The following is a 16,654-nucleotide window of genomic DNA, read 5'->3' on the forward strand; positions in this document are numbered from 1 at the left end:
ACGTCCCGGACCTCTTGCAACACGCATCTCCTCACACGTTCACGCCAACGGGTGAAGATCTACATTGTCGCAACTGCTCGGGTCGGTTCGCCTCACGGCGTGTCCCGTGTTGGTCCGGTCAACAGACCGGTCCTCCCCCCGGGGACCGCGCGGTTCCGGCCGGGAACCCCCGCGTCCCTCGCCGCGACGACCGCGGGCACGAGCGGCTTCACGGCGGCGGAACTCGCCACCGCGGTCATCACGGCCGAGTGCACGGGGCAGTTGCCGGGCCGGGCGATCGGCGGCACCCTCAGCTCGACCGGCGGCTCCGGCGGGCTACCGGCCTCCTACGTGGTGTTCGCGATCGTGCTGCTGGCCGCCGCGGGGACCGCGTCCCGCACGGCGTCGCGGGGAAATATCTCCAAACAATCTCCGTAATCGTTTTTTCCGGACGTCGATCCGCTTTGAATGCACGGACAGAAATGGATCAATCGTCCGGAGAGCCCGGTTGGCCGAATGCACTTACACCTTTGGCCGCGTCGCGCCCGTTGCCGTTTCGGGTACCGTCAACCCTTTGTGCCGTCGACGATTGTCGAATAGCCGGACGGAGGCCCGGTGAAAATTCTGCTGTTGTGCTCGGCGTTCAACGGTCTCAGCCAGCGCGCGTGGCTCCACCTGCGCGCCCGCGGCCACCGCGTCGCGATCCGGATCGTGCGCGATCCCCAGGAAATCGCCGCCGCGGCGGCGGCCACCGACCCCGAACTGATCATCTGCCCGTTCCTGCGCCGCCGGGTTCCCGAGGTGGTCTGGCGGCGCTACCGCACGATCATCATCCATCCCGGCCCCGAAGGTGACCGCGGTCCGTCCGCACTCGACTGGGCCATCATGGACGCCGAGCCCACCTGGGGCGTGACCGCCCTGCAGGCCACCGGCGACCTCGACGGCGGGCCGATCTGGGGCACGCGGGTGTTCCGGATGCCGGCCGACCCGCCGCGCAAGAGCACCCTCTACAACACCGAGGTGACCGACGCCGCGATGAGCCTGATCGGCGAGGTGACGGCCAAAGCCCAAGACCCCGGGTTCACGCCACGACGCCAGGACCGCCGGACGGGCGTGGTCCGTCCCTTGGTCCGGCAAGCCGACCGGTCCTTCTCCTGGGGTGACCCGACCGGCCACATCCTGCGCCGCATTCGCGCCGCGGACGGCCGTCCCGGAGTCCACACCGAACTGTCCGGGGTGCCGGTCGCGGTGTTCGACGCCCACCCCGGAGAAGCCGCACCCGGCGAACCCGGCACCATCGCGGGACGGCGCCAGAACGCGATCCTGGTCCGCACCGGCGACGGCGCGCTCTGGATCGGGCAAGCGCGCCGGCTGGCACCCGACGCCCCGCGCCCGACGGTCAAACTCCCCGCCGCGCTCGCTCTCGACGGCAGCCTCCCCGACACGCCGCAGGCCACCGTCCCGCCGAGCCTCCGCGAAATCGGCTACCGGCGGGTGGGCAAGGTGGGATGGGTGCACTTCGCGTTCTACAACGGCGCGATGTCCACCGCCCACTGCCGTCGCCTCACCGCGGCCGTACGACACGCGGCCGCACAGGACACCGCCGTCCTGGTTCTCGCGGGTGGCGAAGTGTTTTCCAACGGCCTGCACCTGGGCGTCATCGACGCGCACCCGGATCCCGCGGCGGAAGCGTGGCGGAACATCACCGCGATCGACGACCTCTGCCGGGAAATCATCGGCTGCACCGGCCAGCTCGTGGTGTCCGCGCTCGCCGGCGACGCGGGCGCGGGCGGAGTGATGCTGGCACTCGGCGCCGACAAGGTGATCGCCCGGGACGGCGTCCTGCTCAACCCGCACTACCGGAAGATGGGCCTGTACGGCTCGGAGTACTGGACCTACGTGCTGCCGCACCGCGTCGGCGAAGACCAGGCGGACCGGCTGACCACCCACTGCGATCCGGTCACCGCCGCCGAAGCGGCCGAAATCGGGCTCGTCGACCACCTCGCCGGAAGCGACCGCGCGGAATTCGCCGCGGCCGTGCTGGACCACGCGACCGAACTCGCCGCCGGCGGCCACGCGGATGTCCTGCTCCACCGCAAACGCGCCACCCGGGAAGCCGACGAACAACGCAGACCCCTGGACACCTACCGGATACGGGAGCTCGCCGAAATGAGCCACGACATCTTCGACGACCGCCGCGGCTTCGCCCACGCCAGGCACGCCTTCCTCACCGGAGAGCCCGCCGGACCGGAAACGCCTCAGTTGCCGGCCCCACGGCTTCCCCGGATGGCACCCGTCAGCTGACCACGGGCCGCACGCGTTCACCGTTCGGGTTCACAGGCTCGTTCCGGTGAAGGCCGCGAGCTCGGCCAGGAGCTCGTCTTAGAACTGCTCGTCGCGCACCGCGGGGTGCGGGTCGAGCAGTTCCTGGTGGTGCCAGTAGCCGCCACTGGTGCGGGCCCGCGGGTCGTCACCGGTGGCGAGCCACTCCTGGGTCAGGTGGCCGAGCCGGAGATCGTCGGGGGCGCCCGGGCCGCCCATCTTCGTCGGGACCCAGCCCGGGTCGACGGCATTGCTGCACACCTCGGGCCACCGCCTGGCGACGGCGGCCGCCAGCGCCGTCACGAACAGCTTGCTGTCCGAATAGGACGCAGTCACGCGCCGGCCGGTCCAGTCCCGGCCGCGCAGGTCCGGCCGGCCACCCTGGTGCATGCCGCTGCTCAGGTACACCAGGCGTGCCGGACGCCGGATGAGCGCGGTCAGCAGATAGGGCGCGACGACGTTGACCGGCAGGACGAGCGCGCCACTGTAGACGCCCGCATTGTGGATCACCGCGTCCATCGGGCCGAGTTCGTTCACCTGCTCGGCGACGGCCCGCGTCTGGTCCGGATCGGACAGATCTCCCACCACCGCGGCGGCGCCCCGCTCCAGCAGGGCGGCCACCGCCTCGAGCCGTTCGCGGCTGCGGGCATGAACGACGACCTCATGCCCTTCGTCCGACAGGGTCCGGGCAACCGCGAGACCGAGGCCGTCGGCTGAACCGGTGACAAACACGCGTGCCATGAACCCTTCCTACCGGAAGCTGCCCCCGTAGGGATAACCCGGAAGGCCGGCCTTCGCCGGTTTGCCCGGCCGCGGGTAGCCCTGCAACCACAGCTGACCGGTCGCCGCCACGTTCGCGGCCAGGGAGACGTCGGCGACGAGCCGGAACCGCGTCTGCCGGCCGTCCGGGTGCAGCGCCCAGCCGGTCAGCCGGGCCACGCCGCGCGTGCGCGGCACGAACTGCGTGTCGAGCGCGACCCTCAGCTCCACCCAGACGTCCTCGGTGATCGGGCGGAGCCGCAGGACGCCGACGAGCATCAGCAGCCCCAGCAACACCAGCACCCCGCTGCCGCCGGCGACGCCGCCCACCGCGGCCGGGTCCACGACGGCGTACGGGTCGACCCGCGTGTTCGCCACGAAGGCCAATCCCGCCCCGCCCAGCACCAGGAACACCACCCCGGAGAGGACCGTCCGCCGGATCCGGAAAGCCCGGTTCGCGGCGAGCACCGGATCATGCCGCGGCGGCGTGGGGTGGCGCGAAACGAGTTCCGCGGACGTCGCCCCCGGCAGCGGCGCGTCCTCGATCCGCCCGGCCCGCAACCACATCGCGCCGGGCAAGCGGACGAACACCCGCCGCCCGCCGCCGAGCACCCACAGCCGCCGCTCGCCCGCCAGCTGCGCCCGCGGCCCGTCGGGGATCCGGCCGGTCCGCAGCCACCGCCCGTCCGGCAGCCGCACGGACACCCGCGACCCCTTCACCAGCATCCCGTCCGGGGCAACGTCGAGCCGGTGGTACGGCTCCCCGAAGAGGCGCTGCACCCGCCGGTAGAGGCTCAGGACGTAAGTCCACATCGCCAGCGAACCGCCGAAGGCGACAAAGTAGACGTAGGGCAACACGCTCCCCCGCTGTCCGGCCGACGCGAGGAGAACGCCGAAGGCGAAAAGCGCACCGCTGAGCACCATGCGGAGAACGGTCGCCCTGGTCAGCTGCCGGATGTACCCGGCGAACAGCGCCTCGGCCCCCGACGGCACGTTCGGCACGGGTTCGTAGACGCGGACCCGGTCCACGTCGGAAGCGATGTCCATGGCTCGCTGCCCCCAGTCGGTACAAAGTGCTCGGCCGCGGCAGCGTACCCGGCCCCCGGCCTCCGAACCGGAGGGACGGGCTGGTCCCGGATTCCCCGCGCACGCCAAGCACGTTGACGGTGGATCAAGAGACGGTCACCGACCAGCGGCGGTCTACCGGGCTTCACCGAAGGTCTGCCGGTAGCCGCCGGGTGTGGTGCCCAAGTGCGCCCGGAAACGGCGGCGCAGGTTGACCGCCGAGGCGAGCCCGACGCGGGCGGCGATGGCTTCCGCCGGAAGGTTCGTTTGCTCCGGCAGTACCCGTGTCGCGTCGAGGCGCCGGTCGAGCAGCCGCTGTCCAGGGCTGGTGCCGAGTTGTTCGGTGAACCGCCGAGCGAGGGTCCGGCTCCCCGGTCCAAAGGTCTTGAATGACTCATTCAGGTCTTCGGAGGTCCTGAAGGAGTCATTCAAGACGTTTGCCCTCGCCGCCGGCGGCGGGCTCCTGATGGCCGGCCGTGCCTTCGCCGGGCTCGGCACCGGCACGACTGCCGGCGCGACGGTCGCGCTGATCCTGAAGCTCCGCGAACGACGCGGCGTCGTCGCCGACGTGACCGCCGCACTCGCCGTGCTCGCTTTGGTGCTCGGGCCGGTCATCGGCCGACTGATTTCCGAAGCGACGGGTTTCCGGGTAGTCCAGCTGGCCGCGATTCCGTTCCTGCTCCTCGCACTCGTCGTCAACGCGGTCATCGGCTTCGTCAAGCGCCCGGTTCACCCCCTCCCGTACGGCATGCCGTACCCACCGGCGGGATCCGCTGGCCCGCCCGGGTTCACGGGCGACCCCTCGCAATCAGGCGGCGCCTGACGCACCGGCGGGACCTCGGCTTGGACGGCCGGCTCCGGTCACGATAGCGGCGAGGTGCCCGGCATCGCCGGGCACCTCGAACGCGCTAGCACCAAAACCAAAGCCAGTAGAACATCTATTTCCTTCCACATCTCACGACAAAGGGGGATAATTCGAATCGAGACGCAAAGTGAATCCCGTGTTGTCGCGGACATTAGAGGAATGATCGTCCCCGGCGCAACCCCTCTGGGCGACCTCTACTTACCTACAGTCGTGTCCGTAAGGATGTCCGAGGGAACAGTCCTCTCGAAAGTGGCCAACACCTGCACGTTCGCCGCCCGGAACAGCTAGTGAGAGTGTGCAGACGTTCAGTAATTCACACGATAGAGCGCTATGAAGAGTGACGACTGGACGGGGCCGGGAGGGAAACCGTAACCTCGTCGCTGACCCGGGCGTCCGGGATGTCGGGGGCGGCCTCCAGCTCGGCCAGGTGCCGCTCGACCCGATCGGCGCGGCGGTGGCGTTCCCGGTCGCGGTACAGGCCCGCGGCGCGGCTCCAGGCGGTACGCGCCGGTTCCAGGTCGCCCCGGCGCGCCAGGACATGCCCGAGAGCTGTGAGCGCACGGGCTTCTCCGGTGGCGGTCTGCGACCGCTCGGCGAAGACCACCGCTTCCCTGGCGAACCGCAGTGCCTCGTCGAGCCGGCCTTCGGCGAGGGCCAGGTTGGCCCGCGCGGTGTGCAGCCGCATGACCGCCGTCAGATCACGGACCCTCTCGAGCAGGGGAAGCGCCGCACGGCAATGCGCGTGTGCCGGACCGAACTCGGCGAGGTCGGTGTAGACGCCGACGAGCTCGGTGTGCGTTTCCACCAACCCCGGCGCGTCGCCGAGCCCGCGCCGCAGGAGCAGAGCCTGCTGCAGGTGCTCGAGTGCACGAAACGGCTGGTCGAGCTCGGCGAGAGTCTTGGCCAGGTTGTGCGCGGCCTTGGCCTGCCGCTCCTCGTCCCCGATCTCGCGGGCGGCGACGGCGCATTCCTCGTACAACGCCGCCGCCTGATCGAGCCGCCCCGCGTGCCGGTGCCGGTGTCCCATGTTGAGCTTGACGGTGAGCACGGCGAACGCGACGTCGTGCGCCGTGGCCAGTTCGAGGGCCTGCCGCAGGTGCGTCTCCGCGATCGCGTCGTGCCCGGCGAGCAGGTGGAGGTAGCCGAGGTCGTTCAAGCAGGCCATGCGCGCCAGATCGTTGCCCGACACGGCGGCGGACCGGACAGCGACGGTCAGGGTTGCGATCACGTCGTCGAAGAATCCGAAGCGGTTCAGGACGGGCCCCGTGACGTGCGGAAACCGCCAGGCGAGCTCATCGAGGCCGTGGGCGGCCGCGTAGCCGGCCATCGCCGTGAGGTTCGCGCGTTCGCGGAGGCACCAGCGCATCGCGGCGAGTGGATCGGTGAACCGGTCGGGCCGGCACCCCGGTTCGACGGGCGGCATCTTCGGCCCGCGCTCGCGCGGGTGGACGATCCGGTGCGCGTTGTGGGCGGTGTGCAAGTAGTAGGCGACCATCCGCCGGCGCGGCCCGTCGACCGGCATACCCGGCGTGTTCAGCGCCCGGGCGAAGTGGTGGAACAGGTCGTGGATGCGGTAGCGGTCGCCGTCGCCCGGCTGCTGGACGAGATGAGCTGCGACAAGCAGGTCCAGGGCCCGCCGGCCTTCCGTCACCGGGACACCGGCGGCCGAGGCCAGCACCTCGACGCCGGCTTCGGGACCGGGGTGCAGGCCGAACACCCGGAAAGCCTGCTGCGCGGACGGTTCGAGGCACTGGTAGGACCAGGAGAACGCCAGGTACAAGTTCATCTCTTCGCCGTCGCCGTCGTCCCCCATCGCCAGCAGGGTGGCCGGGTCGCGGACCTGCTCGACGATGGTCTGCAGCCGGCTGCCCGCCCGGCTGGCGGCCCGTTCGGCGACGATGGTCAGGGCCAGGGGCAACCCGTTGCACAGCGAGGCGAGCCTGGCGATCGCGTCCGGTTCGCGCACCGACCGCTCCCCCAGCCGCCGGCGAAGCAACTCGGCCGACATCTCTCCGGAGAGCGGGGCGAGGGTGAGCGTCGGGCACTGGTGCCGCCGGGCGAGGGCTTTCAGCCGCCGCCGTGCGGTGACGATCACGGCGCAGTCGGACAGGACGCCGAGCAGCGGCTCGATGTGTGTGGTGTCCTCGGCGTTGTCCAGGACGACCAGCATCGGCCGCTCGCTCAGGAGACTGCGGAGCCGGGCGGCCCGCCCGGCCGCACCGATGATCTGGTCGACCGGGTAGTTCAGGGCACACAGCAGTGCGCCGACCACGTCGGCGGGTTCCACGCGCGGCGCCGGGCCGACCCCGTGCAGGTCGATCAGCATGACACCGCCAGGAAAGCGCGAAGCCACCTTCGTCGCCCAATGCACGACCGTGCTGGTCTTGCCGACACCCGGGGGTCCCGTGACCGCCACGACGGTCGGCACGAAGGCCTCGCGTGCCGGGGTCAACGCGGTGTCGAGGTCGGCGAGGACGTCCGCGCGGCCGGTGAAACCCGCCACGTCGCGCGGGAGTTCACGCAATGGCGGGGGTGGTGCGCCGGGCCGGTTCGCGGGCGCCGGGTCCGTTCCCGTGGAAAGGGGTTCCGGCGCACGGAGGTGGTCCTGCAGGGCACGGAGGTCCTCGGCGGCCTGGTCGTCTCCGGTTCTGCGGAAGTACCGGTACATGTCGAGGTAGTACTCGTTGCGAGCCGCATACCGGCCGACCGCGGTGAGCGCCTGCAGCCGCAGCATGGCGAACCAGAGTTCGGTGGCGTACCCGTGGCTCAGCTCGTCGAGCAGGAGCAGTGCCTCGTCCGGGCGCCCGACCGCGAGCAGTTCCGAAAGCAGGAACGTGTTGGCGGGAATCCAGTGATTCACGGTTACCGAAGTTCGCCAATTCCGCGCCGGTTCGGACGTGATACCGGCCAGTGGTTCGTCGCGCCACAACGCCAGCGCGGCCCGGGCCGCCTCGCACGCTTTCCGATGCTCGTCCTGGTCACTCAGTTCATGGGCTCGCCGCATTGCCGAGCGGAAAGCGTGGAAATCGATCAGTTCGGGGTCGATCTCGAGCTGGTACCCACCGCTGATCGCGACGATCTTCACGGGTGCGCCGGCCTGGGCGAGCGCTTGGCGGATCCGGCCGACGCACTTGTAGAGCGCGCCCCTCGGCTCCCGCGGCCGTACTTCGTCCTCGTTCCAGGCCCAGTCGACCAGGGCGTCGATCGACATCCGCCGGCCCGGCTGGGTCAGCAGCGCGGCGACGACGTTGCGTTCGCGCCGGTGCGTCCACCTCACGTTCAGGTTCCCGTGCATTCGCATAGTCGTCTGCCCGAGAATTCCGAACGTGATCTCCATTCTGCGTCCCCTCCCCGCAGAGGTGGCACGGCCGCCCGCTCTTCCCTGACGAGTTTTGCACTCGACGACCGGGAACGCCATGACAACCGGATAACAACGGGCGCAGAAAACGGTCCGTCGAGTGGTTGTCAGTTTTTTGTCCGAAGTACGCAAGGGCCTTGTCGAACCGTCGCTGCACGCTGTGCGTCATGGTCGCGACGAATACGGGAGGGTGCGCGAACATGGACAGGTGGATTCGTGGGCCGATCGGGCTGGACGCCGACCGCCGGGTCACCAGACCCGGATGCCGGAACGCGGTGGTGGTCGTGCCCACCATGACCGCGGGCACTCGCTTGCTCGACGTACTGCCGCTGCTGGAGGCGGATCACCGGGTGCAGACGGTGTTCACAGTGCCGCATACCGGGGACGGCTGGCACGGTGTCGAGGAGTTCGTCCGGGCACAGCACGGGCTGTTGCTGCCCTGGCACCAGGCCGTGCACCATCGCTTCGACCTGGTACTGGCCGCCAGCCACCGGCACCTCGACGAGCTGCACGGCCCGATCCTGCTCCTCGCGCACGGAGCGGGGACGGCCAAGTCGCGCCGCTACAGCCGGAAGGCCGGCGCCGCCACGAACCCGGCGAGCGGGCTGGACCGTGAGCTGCTCACCTACCGCGGGCGGATCCTGCCCGCCGTCCTCGGGCTGGCGACCGACGCGGAACTCGCCGCGCTGCGGCGGTCGTGCCCGGAAGCACTGCCTCGGGCCCTGGTGGTCGGCGATATCTGCCTGGACGACATGCTCGAGAGTGTCGCGCTGCGGGAAACCTACCGGCACGAGCTGGGCATCAAGCCCGGGCGCCGTCTGGTCACCGTCAGCTCGACATGGTCGGCCGACTCGGTGTTCGGGCGGCTTCCCCGGCTCTGCCGTGCGTTGCGGGACACGTTGCCACCCAGCCGCTACGCCGTCGCGGCCGTCCTGCACCCGAACGTGTGGACTGTGCATGGCCGGCGTCAGGTCACCGCGTGGTTCGCGGACTGCCTCCGCGACGGCCTGCTGCTGATCCCACCCGACCAGGGCTGGCAGGCGACCATGGTGGCGTCCGACTGGGTGATCGGCGACTACGGCTCGACCACCGCCTACGCGGCGGCGCTCGGCCGCCCGGTCACCGTCGCCGCGGACGGCGGCTCGGCGATCCGCTCCGGCAGCATCGCGGACCTGGTGCGCCGCAACGCTCCCGGGCTGCGGTACAACATGGCCTTGCCACTGCAGGAGGAAATCGCTTCGCGGGCGAGTGACCGGCTCGCCCGGGTCGTCCGGGCGGCGATCACGTCCCGGCCCGGACAGGCCGCGGCCATCGTCCGGCGCGCCATGTACGAGCTCCTCGCGTTGCCCGAGCCGGACGGCATGGCGAGTACCCGGTTCCTGCCGTCACCGGACCCGCTTCGAGACGTCGCGTGACCGGCCGAGGCGGGTTCGCGGTCGTGGTCCGGCGCGAAAACCGCGTGCCAGGAGTCTGGCACCTGCACCTGAGCAGGCCGGGCTGGGCCGCCGACGTGCTGGTGGTCGCGGAGGACGCTCCCAGCGCTTGGTGGGAGGCGGGTGACGTGCTGGTGTGCCGGCCATCCCGTGATCGCGCGGCGGCGATCCTGGCCGCACCACGGGCGTTGTCATCGGCTCCCGGAGCCGAGGTCGCGATCGCCGTGTTCCCCGGCGGCTGCGCCTGGGCCATCCGCGGCCGCGATTTCGTCGGCACGGGGGTCTCCCAACCGGAGGTAGAGCTCGCGGGCCTCGGCACGGTGGCGGCGGCCGTCCTCCTCGTGGCCGGCTTCCCGCTCGGCCTGTCCGAGGGCCGACAGCACCTCGGCGGTGTAGTACGGCGAGTCGAGATCGCGGACGACCCGTAGCGCGTCCACGAGGCCTCGCCGGGCTTCGTCGTGCCGGCCTTGCCGCGATCGCAGCGTGGCGGCAGCCGTGGCCGCCCTGGCGTGCTGGACCGCGTCCCCGAGCTCGGCCATGGCCTTCGCGGCCGCGGCCAGCTCGGTGATCGCCTCCTCGTCACGGCCTAGTTCGGCCAGCACCTCGCCGCACCTGCGCCGGCACAAGGCCACTCCGCGGGGGATGCCGAGGTCTTCCTGCAGCCGTGCGGCTTGCTGGTAGTACCCGAGCGCGGCGGGGAGGTCCCCCTGGCCGCGAGCCGCGCGCCCGAGCTGGGAGAGCGCGGTCGCGCGGGTGGGGCCGTGCGCCTGCTGCTCGCCGAGGTGCAAGGCGATCCGGTTTTCCGCGACGGCATCGTCGAAGCGGTGCAGCTTCGCGTACGCGAAACCGAGCTGCGAACGCAGCCTCGCCTCCACCAGCGGGACGTCGCACCGCTGGGCCGCGGCCACCCCCGCGGTGTGCATCGCCAGCCAGGGCTCGTAGTCGCGGTGGTGCAGGAAGAACCCCCACGACGCTTCGCAGAACCGCCAGAGTTCTTCGTCCCAGTGCCGCCGGGCGGCCTCGTCGACCACCGCGCGGATCGACCGGCGATCACGCCGCCACCAGGCCACCGCGGCTGCGCGGTCCGGGAACGCCTGGCGGTTCCCGCCCGGCGGAGTCACGCCGAACCGGGGACGCTGTGGGTGGATCAGGTCGTCCGCGGCCTGCGCCCGGGCGAGGTACCAGCGGGTGAAGCCACGGACGACGGTCAGCTGGTCGGCGGGTTCGAGCTCCCGCTCGGCGCGCAGGCGAGCGTCACGGCGCAGCAGGTCGTGCTGGGCGACACGATCGCCAGCGGCATCGACGAGGAGGTTGACCGACACGAGCGTATCGACGGCGTCTTCGACTTGGGCGGCAGGCTCACCGAGGACGTCGGCGAGCGCGTCCACCGAGACGTCCGGGCCGGGGTGCAGACCGCAGGTGCGGTACACCCGGGCGGCGCTCTCGGGCAGTTCGGCGTACGAAGTGTCGAAGACCGCCTGCACCTCGCGCACGTCGTCGGGCGCGCCGGTCCCCGCGCCGAGGTGACGCGCGTAGGTGTTCGCCTCCCGGGCCACGCTCCGCAACGGACGGGCGCGCAACCGCGCGCCGATGATCCCGAGCGCGAGCGGCAGGCCACCGCAGATCTCGACGATCGCGCCCGCCGCGTCCGGTTCCGCGGCGATCCGCTCGTGTCCGGCCACTTCGCCCAGCAACCGCCGTGCGTCTTCCGGGGTCAGCGGGGCGAGGTCGAGCAGTTCCGCGCCATCCATCGCGAGGCCGGTGAGCTGCCGCCGGGTCGTCACCACGACCATCGCGGACGCGGTGGCGGGCAGCAGGGCACGCACCTGGCCGGCGGAGACGGCGTCGTCGAGCAGGATGCCGACGAACCGGCCCTCGACGGCGGCCCGGAACATGGCCGAACGCTGTCCGGGCTGCGGCGGGATCGTGTCGGCGGGGACGCCGATCGTGACCAGGAACCCGAACAGGACTTCGCTGGTGGACACCGGATCGCCACCGGGCTCGGTCAGCGGGGTGTAGAGGAGGCCGCCGGGGAACCGGTCGCGGTGATCGCTCAGCCAGCGCACGGCGACCGTTGTCTTCCCCACCCCGCCGATGCCGCTCAGAACGACGACGGGCGGGCGGTCCGCCCGGCGCCGCCACGTACGGTCCAGCAGATCCAGTGCGGCCTCCCGGCCGACGAAGGCGTCCACCGGAGCCGGGATCTGAACCGGCGGCGGTCGCTCCTGTGTGTCGTCCATCCGAGATCTCCCCGTAGGTCTCGAACTTTCGGTTCTACCGTCGGTTCGCGTACGTGGCGGTGGTTCACCCGCATTTCCACTCGAACGCGCGTGCACGTGCACGCGGACTTAGCAGACCGTGTCGAAATCGCCAGAATCAATACGGACCGTTTTGTGACCCCGCGCACATTTCAGTCGTCTTCCGGCTTGGCCCGGGTCGACGGTCGCAGCTCGGCACCTTCGCGCAGCAGAATTTCCCGGACGCGCTTGTAGTACAGCCCGTGTCTCTCGGCCAGCGCGAGGATACTCGCCCCGGCCCGATACTCCTCGACGAGGATTTCCGGTGGGACAGGCGATTCTCGCGGTCCCGGTCTGGAGCGCAGTTCGACACCGGCCTTGAGCAGCCGCCTGCGCAGCCAGGAGTAGCTGAGCCCGGTCAGGCGCGACAATTCGGCGAGCGAAGCACCGCGCGCGTAGATCTCGGCGAGCAGGTTGTCCTGTTGATCGTGGGTGAGATCGGCGAACGTCCGGTGGTGCGGTGTCCTTTCGTCCATAATGTCCCCGTCGCATCCTGGTTGGTGAAGCGGATCGCAACAGTCTCTGTGTCAACATCGTGTGAACACCTGCCGTAGTTACGGCGCGTTCCGGTGAATGGCCGAAACAAGGCTACAAAATCGGAAGCCGGATACGGCCGATGACCATCGCGAATTTCGCCGGGCCACCCGACGGCCGGGAGCGGCGCGGGCGGGAATCCCGGATGCGTCGATCACAGGTACCGCCATCAGGACCCGCCGAGGCAGCGTCTTCCTCGATAGCGAACGGATAGCGAGGCTGCGCGACGATCTCCCGGTCGATTCCCGCTACTGAGAGGAGTGATCATGGCTCGCATGATCAACACCCCGGGTGACCGGCTGCTGCCGTCCTCGGCGATCATCCGCCTGCTGAACGAGCAGCGGCCCGAGCCGGTGCGCCTTGCGGAACAGCTGCTCGGCGGCCGGCAGGGCACCGGCGTCGCGCAGGAAGGCCCCCGCCGGTAGGCCTCCATGCCGCGGTGCTCCGGTCGTAACCGAGCGAACAGGCCCAATGCGGCCTCCACCCATCCGCCGAGAAGTCCGCCGACAGTACCTGACCTTCCGTGTGCGTAGTGCCCACACCGGCCTGACCCTCGAACCCGGCTCAACCTGGCCAGTCAAGATCTGTCGCCGGCGAGGCCGGCCGAGCAGCGGCCGCCTTGCTCCGGGAGATGCCGATCAGCCCGGCGGTGACCACCGCGAGTTCGGCGGCCACGACGGCGGCGAAGGGGTACGCGACGGCCGTACCCGCGGTGAAGTCTCCGCGCCGGACGAGGACCGCGATCGCGATGAGGCTCAGCATGACCGCCTGCACCTCGAGCTGGAGACGCACGCGCGACGCCCGGCCGTCCGCCGCGACGAGCACGTTGGCCAGGCCGAGGGCGTACACCGCGGCCAGGGTGCGCGCGGTCAGCGGGGTGACCGCCCACGGCCACAGGTCGCCCACCCGGCTCGGCAGGACGAACAGCCCGGTCGCCACCCCCAGCTCGGCGAGGCCGGTCACGCCGAGGACGAGCCGGACGCCCGACGACAGCCGGGGCTGCGGGGCGACCACCGTGTGGCGGGCCGCCCGGGTGTTCATCGCGGCGATCGCGACCACGACGACAGGGGCGGCGAAATACAGCGCGGCCCACGCGACGAACGAGATGTGGCCGTGGGTGAACCGGTCCCAGTGCAGCACCGTCGTGACGCCGAGCAGGGACGCGAACACCGCCGCCGGCGGGAAGCCGAGCGCCACCTCCGACCACCGCCTCGCCGTTGCCACGCGGACGAAGAAGAACGCTCCTCCGATGTAGACCGCGGCCAGCAGCATCGCCGTGAGCGGCGGCTTGATCCCCCAGGCGAACAGCTCGAGCGTCCGGGTCGGCATCAGGTAACAGATGACGAAAGCCGCCACGAGGAACGGCACGATGACGAGGGCGAGCACCCGGGTCGCGGGCAAGATCCGGCCGGCGGCGGAGAGGTCCTTTTCGGACGGTTGCGGCGTGGTCATCGGGCGTGCTGATCGCGGAAGGCGTCGAGGACGGTGCCGCGGATGTCGGCCGAGAGGCTTTCGGCCAGGAGTGCGCCGAGTTCCGCGATCGTGATGCGGAACTGGGCGAGGTGGATTTCGCAGCCTTCGCACAGCGCCAGGTGTTCGACGAAGCGGGCTTCGGCCGCCGGGCCGAGAGCTCCGACGAGGAAGGCGGTGACGAGTTCGGCGAACTCTTCGCACGTCATACCGGCTTCCCCCCGGCTTCCAGGTAGTCCGCGAGCCGTTCGCGCACCACGGCCCTCGCGCGGTGCAGGAGTACCCGCTGGTTGGCCGCGGTGATCTCGAGCAGCTCGCAGACCTCGTCGGCGCTGTGGTCGGCGATGTCGCGGAGGCCGATGACGGCGCGCTGGCGGGCGGGCAGCTCGTCGAGCGCGCCGTCGATCACCCGCCGGACCTCCAGCGCCAGCGCGGTACCTTCCGGAGTAGGCCACGCGGCGGGGAACTCCCGCCACACACCGGAGTACGGATCGCCGGCGCCGCGGAACCGGGCCGGGTCGACGGTGGGGCCGCGGTCCTCGCCGTCGGGCGCCAGGCTGGCCCAGGGAATGCAGCGGTGCTCGGCGACGCCGCGTTTCTTGGCGGTGTTGACCAGGATCCGGTAGACCCAGGTCTTGAACGCCGAGCGCCCCTCGAACGCATCGAGGCCCTTCACCACGGCGAGCCAGGTGTCCTGGACGACTTCCTCGGCGGACGCGCGGGTGGAAACGAACGACCGGGCCAGGCGCAGCATCGGCGCCGACCACGCGTCGACGACGGCGGCGAAGGTGCCTTCGTTCCCGCCGCGCAGTGCGGCGACGAGTTCGATGTCCGGCGGTAGCAAGCTCACCGGACGAATATAAGCGCCGGAACCGGCGAAAACTGGTGACAGTCATCTTACGGCCGCCCGGTCCCGCCACGACGCGCCGGGAATACCTGCCCGGCCGAAAGTCGCCGCCGGGGCCACGAACGCGACCGGCAGCACCAGCCGCGCACGCGCGCCGCGCACCGTTTCGGCGCGAGCACGAGCAGCGGCGGCGGGCGCGGTGGCCGGCGACCCCGGCGGCGGGCATGGCTCAGCGATACTCGGGGTTGGCGAAGTCGAACCGGCAACCGGCGTCCCATTCGCTGCGCTGGTTGCCGTGCACCGGGATGCCGCCGGCGTCCTTCAGCATCCTCGCGAGGTGCATCAGGTTCCACGTCATGAACGTGGTGTTGCGGTTGGTGAAGTCGTTCTCCGGGCCGCCCGATCCGGGGTCCAGGTAGGACGGTCCGGGCCCGGCCTCGCCGATCCAGCCCGCGTCCGCCTGGGGCGGGATGGTGTAGCCGAGGTGCTGCAGGCTGTAGAGGACGTTCATCGCGCAGTGCTTCACGCCGTCCTCGTTGCCGGTGATCAGGCAGCCGCCGACCCGGCCGTAGTAGGCGTACTGCCCGGGGTCGTTGAGCAGGTGCGAACAGGCGTAGAGCCGCTCGATGACCTGCTTCGTGACGGAACTGTTGTCGCCCAGCCAGATCGGCCCGGCGAGCACGAGGATGTCGGCGGCCATCACCTTCTCGTAGATGCCCGGCCAGGCGTCGGTGGCCCAGCCGTGCTCGGTCATGTCGGGCCAGACGCCGGTGGCGATGTCGTGGTCGATCGCGCGGAGCACCTCGACCCGGACGCCGTTCTTCTCCATGATCCCGCGGCTGACGTCGATCAGGCCGTCGGTGTTGCTGGGATCGGGCGAGCGCTTGAGCGTGCCGTTGATGAACAGGGCACGCAGGTCGTCGTAGTTCGGCATGATCGTCCTTCCGGAGGAGCTCGGCGTCGTGTTCGACGCGGAGCGGGGTGGTGGCTCCGGCGGCTCAGTCCCCGGAACCCTCGCGGGCGTTACACGAGGAGTTCGTAAGAGATCGGTAACCGCGAGCCGGACGCCATTGGGCGATTCGTCCCGTTCAATGAAGTGTCAGGACGAAGACGGAGGAGAACGAAATGAACCGCGCGCGGCGCCTGCTCACCCGGCCGTGGATAGTGGGCATCCTGGTGACGGGCCTGGTCGCCGTCGCGGCGGGGTTGTACTGGTTCCAGCCGTGGCAGTTGGTGGTGGACGAGACCGTGCAGGAGGACCTGCCGGCCGCCGCCGCACCGGCATCCGTTCCGCCGTCCGCCCCGCCGTCGCAGCCCTCACGGCCGTCGCCGTCCTCACCGCCGTCGCCGTCCGCTCCGGCCGCGCCCGCCGAACTCGCGACCGGCACGCTGATCAGCCACGAGCACCGCACCACCGGCACGGTCCGGATCGTGCGCGCGGCCGACGGGTCACTCGTGCTGCGCCTGGAGAACCTTGCCACCAGCAGCGGCCCCGACGTGCACGTCTGGCTCACTGACGCCCCGGTGAAGCCCGGCAAGGACGGCTGGGACGTCTTCGACGACGGCAAGCACCTCGACGCAGGCAAGCTCAAAGGCAACAAGGGCAACCAGAACTACCCGCTGCCCGCCGGCACCGACCTGACCGCCTACACCAGCGTCAGCATCTGGTGCGAACGCTTCGACGTCTCCTTCGGCGCGGCGGAACTGGCCCGGCAGCCGTAGGGC

General features: G+C 70.7%; 16 protein-coding genes. 6 read left to right on the forward strand and 10 right to left on the reverse strand.

The annotated features are described in order from the left end of the window. The first annotated feature begins 99 nt into the window (after positions 1-99). Together A3CE_RS0105895 and A3CE_RS0105900 are read left to right on the forward strand one after the other, a co-directional pair. Positions 100-417: a hypothetical protein gene (locus tag A3CE_RS0105895; RefSeq protein ID WP_020639144.1), complete on the forward strand. Its 318-nt coding sequence runs from the start codon at positions 100-102 to the stop codon at positions 415-417. Between the two features lie 177 nt (positions 418-594). Next, positions 595-2,283: an enoyl-CoA hydratase-related protein gene (locus tag A3CE_RS0105900; protein WP_020639145.1), complete on the forward strand. Its 1,689-nt coding sequence runs from the start codon at positions 595-597 to the stop codon at positions 2,281-2,283. A gap of 78 nt (positions 2,284-2,361) precedes the next feature. Here A3CE_RS0105900 and A3CE_RS50240 read toward each other — a convergent pair whose 3' ends face one another. The 3 genes from A3CE_RS50240 to A3CE_RS59760 all read right to left on the reverse strand — a co-directional run bounded on the left by A3CE_RS50240 (position 2,362) and on the right by A3CE_RS59760 (position 4,629). Further along, positions 2,362-3,042 carry an SDR family NAD(P)-dependent oxidoreductase gene (locus A3CE_RS50240; protein ID WP_020639146.1) on the reverse strand — a complete coding sequence of 227 codons (681 nt, stop codon included), beginning with the start codon at positions 3,040-3,042 and terminating at the stop codon, positions 2,362-2,364. Positions 3,043-3,051: 9 nt separating this feature from the next. Further along, positions 3,052-4,107 carry a hypothetical protein gene (locus A3CE_RS0105910; RefSeq protein WP_020639147.1) on the reverse strand — a complete coding sequence of 352 codons (1,056 nt, stop codon included), beginning with the start codon at positions 4,105-4,107 and terminating at the stop codon, positions 3,052-3,054. Positions 4,108-4,260: 153 nt separating this feature from the next. Beyond that, positions 4,261-4,629: a helix-turn-helix domain-containing protein gene (locus A3CE_RS59760; protein WP_376741644.1), complete on the reverse strand. Its 369-nt coding sequence runs from the start codon at positions 4,627-4,629 to the stop codon at positions 4,261-4,263. Between A3CE_RS59760 and A3CE_RS50245 the strand changes: the two genes are divergently transcribed. After that, positions 4,511-4,948 (forward strand): MFS transporter, encoded by a 438-nt coding sequence (locus A3CE_RS50245; RefSeq protein ID WP_169523884.1) that lies wholly within the window; start codon positions 4,511-4,513, stop codon positions 4,946-4,948. The two genes, A3CE_RS59760 and A3CE_RS50245, sit on opposite strands and share 119 nt — an antisense overlap. Positions 4,949-5,318: 370 nt before the next feature. Here the strand turns inward: A3CE_RS50245 and A3CE_RS0105920 are convergent, their stop codons facing one another. Continuing rightward, positions 5,319-8,267 (reverse strand): AfsR/SARP family transcriptional regulator, encoded by a 2,949-nt coding sequence (locus A3CE_RS0105920; RefSeq protein ID WP_245589437.1) that lies wholly within the window; start codon positions 8,265-8,267, stop codon positions 5,319-5,321. A 281-nt stretch (positions 8,268-8,548) separates the two neighbouring features. On the opposite strand from A3CE_RS0105920, the gene A3CE_RS0105925 reads away from it, so the two are divergent. Continuing rightward, positions 8,549-9,763 (forward strand): hypothetical protein, encoded by a 1,215-nt coding sequence (locus A3CE_RS0105925; protein WP_020639151.1) that lies wholly within the window; start codon positions 8,549-8,551, stop codon positions 9,761-9,763. A gap of 209 nt (positions 9,764-9,972) precedes the next feature. On the opposite strand, the gene A3CE_RS0105930 is transcribed toward A3CE_RS0105925, so the two are convergent. Together A3CE_RS0105930 and A3CE_RS0105935 are read right to left on the reverse strand one after the other, a co-directional pair. After that, a complete protein-coding gene (locus A3CE_RS0105930; protein WP_020639152.1) occupies positions 9,973-12,021 on the reverse strand; it encodes a tetratricopeptide repeat protein in 2,049 nt (682 codons plus the stop codon). A gap of 170 nt (positions 12,022-12,191) precedes the next feature. Further along, positions 12,192-12,554, reverse strand: a complete 363-nt coding sequence (locus A3CE_RS0105935; RefSeq protein WP_020639153.1) for a helix-turn-helix domain-containing protein — start codon at positions 12,552-12,554, stop codon at positions 12,192-12,194. A 324-nt stretch (positions 12,555-12,878) separates the two neighbouring features. Between A3CE_RS0105935 and A3CE_RS56175 the strand changes: the two genes are divergently transcribed. After that, entirely contained in the window at positions 12,879-13,037 is a 159-nt protein-coding gene (locus tag A3CE_RS56175; RefSeq protein WP_157376771.1) for a hypothetical protein, read from the forward strand. Between the two features lie 139 nt (positions 13,038-13,176). On the opposite strand, the gene A3CE_RS0105945 is transcribed toward A3CE_RS56175, so the two are convergent. From A3CE_RS0105945 to A3CE_RS0105960, 4 genes are all read right to left on the reverse strand, one after another. Then, positions 13,177-14,064 carry a hypothetical protein gene (locus tag A3CE_RS0105945; RefSeq protein WP_020639155.1) on the reverse strand — a complete coding sequence of 296 codons (888 nt, stop codon included), beginning with the start codon at positions 14,062-14,064 and terminating at the stop codon, positions 13,177-13,179. Further along, positions 14,061-14,291, reverse strand: a complete 231-nt coding sequence (locus A3CE_RS0105950) for an anti-sigma factor family protein (RefSeq protein WP_020639156.1) — start codon at positions 14,289-14,291, stop codon at positions 14,061-14,063. The genes A3CE_RS0105945 and A3CE_RS0105950 overlap by 4 nt, the downstream gene beginning before the upstream one ends. Further along, the gene (locus A3CE_RS0105955; protein WP_020639157.1) at positions 14,288-14,932 is read right to left on the reverse strand and encodes an RNA polymerase sigma factor; all 645 of its coding nucleotides are present in this window, start codon (positions 14,930-14,932) and stop codon (positions 14,288-14,290) included. Before A3CE_RS0105955 ends, A3CE_RS0105950 begins: the two co-directional genes overlap by 4 nt. 226 nt (positions 14,933-15,158) lie before the next feature. Then, a complete protein-coding gene (locus A3CE_RS0105960) occupies positions 15,159-15,863 on the reverse strand; it encodes a flavodoxin family protein (RefSeq protein WP_020639158.1) in 705 nt (234 codons plus the stop codon). A 191-nt stretch (positions 15,864-16,054) separates the two neighbouring features. Between A3CE_RS0105960 and A3CE_RS0105965 the strand changes: the two genes are divergently transcribed. Next, a complete protein-coding gene (locus A3CE_RS0105965) occupies positions 16,055-16,651 on the forward strand; it encodes a DM13 domain-containing protein (protein ID WP_020639159.1) in 597 nt (198 codons plus the stop codon). The last annotated feature ends 3 nt before the right edge of the window (positions 16,652-16,654 follow it).

Source organism: Amycolatopsis balhimycina FH 1894 (assembly GCF_000384295.1).
GTDB classification, from domain to species: Bacteria; Actinomycetota; Actinomycetes; order Mycobacteriales; family Pseudonocardiaceae; genus Amycolatopsis; species Amycolatopsis balhimycina.

What these genes read in the sequence shown, in the direction of transcription:
- A3CE_RS0105960 (WP_020639158.1), bottom strand. Translation starts at nt 15,863, where the DNA reads ATGCCGAACTACGACGACCTGCGTGCCCTGTTCATCAACGGCACGCTC.
- A3CE_RS0105930 (WP_020639152.1), bottom strand. Translation starts at nt 12,021, where the DNA reads ATGGACGACACACAGGAGCGACCGCCGCCGGTTCAGATCCCGGCTCCG.
- A3CE_RS0105945 (WP_020639155.1), bottom strand. Translation starts at nt 14,064, where the DNA reads ATGACCACGCCGCAACCGTCCGAAAAGGACCTCTCCGCCGCCGGCCGG.
- A3CE_RS0105925 (WP_020639151.1), top strand. Translation starts at nt 8,549, where the DNA reads ATGGACAGGTGGATTCGTGGGCCGATCGGGCTGGACGCCGACCGCCGG.
- A3CE_RS0105910 (WP_020639147.1), bottom strand. Translation starts at nt 4,107, where the DNA reads ATGGACATCGCTTCCGACGTGGACCGGGTCCGCGTCTACGAACCCGTG.
- A3CE_RS0105950 (WP_020639156.1), bottom strand. Translation starts at nt 14,291, where the DNA reads ATGACGTGCGAAGAGTTCGCCGAACTCGTCACCGCCTTCCTCGTCGGA.
- A3CE_RS50240 (WP_020639146.1), bottom strand. Translation starts at nt 3,042, where the DNA reads ATGGCACGCGTGTTTGTCACCGGTTCAGCCGACGGCCTCGGTCTCGCG.
- A3CE_RS0105935 (WP_020639153.1), bottom strand. Translation starts at nt 12,554, where the DNA reads ATGGACGAAAGGACACCGCACCACCGGACGTTCGCCGATCTCACCCAC.
- A3CE_RS56175 (WP_157376771.1), top strand. Translation starts at nt 12,879, where the DNA reads ATGGCTCGCATGATCAACACCCCGGGTGACCGGCTGCTGCCGTCCTCG.
- A3CE_RS0105965 (WP_020639159.1), top strand. Translation starts at nt 16,055, where the DNA reads ATGAACCGCGCGCGGCGCCTGCTCACCCGGCCGTGGATAGTGGGCATC.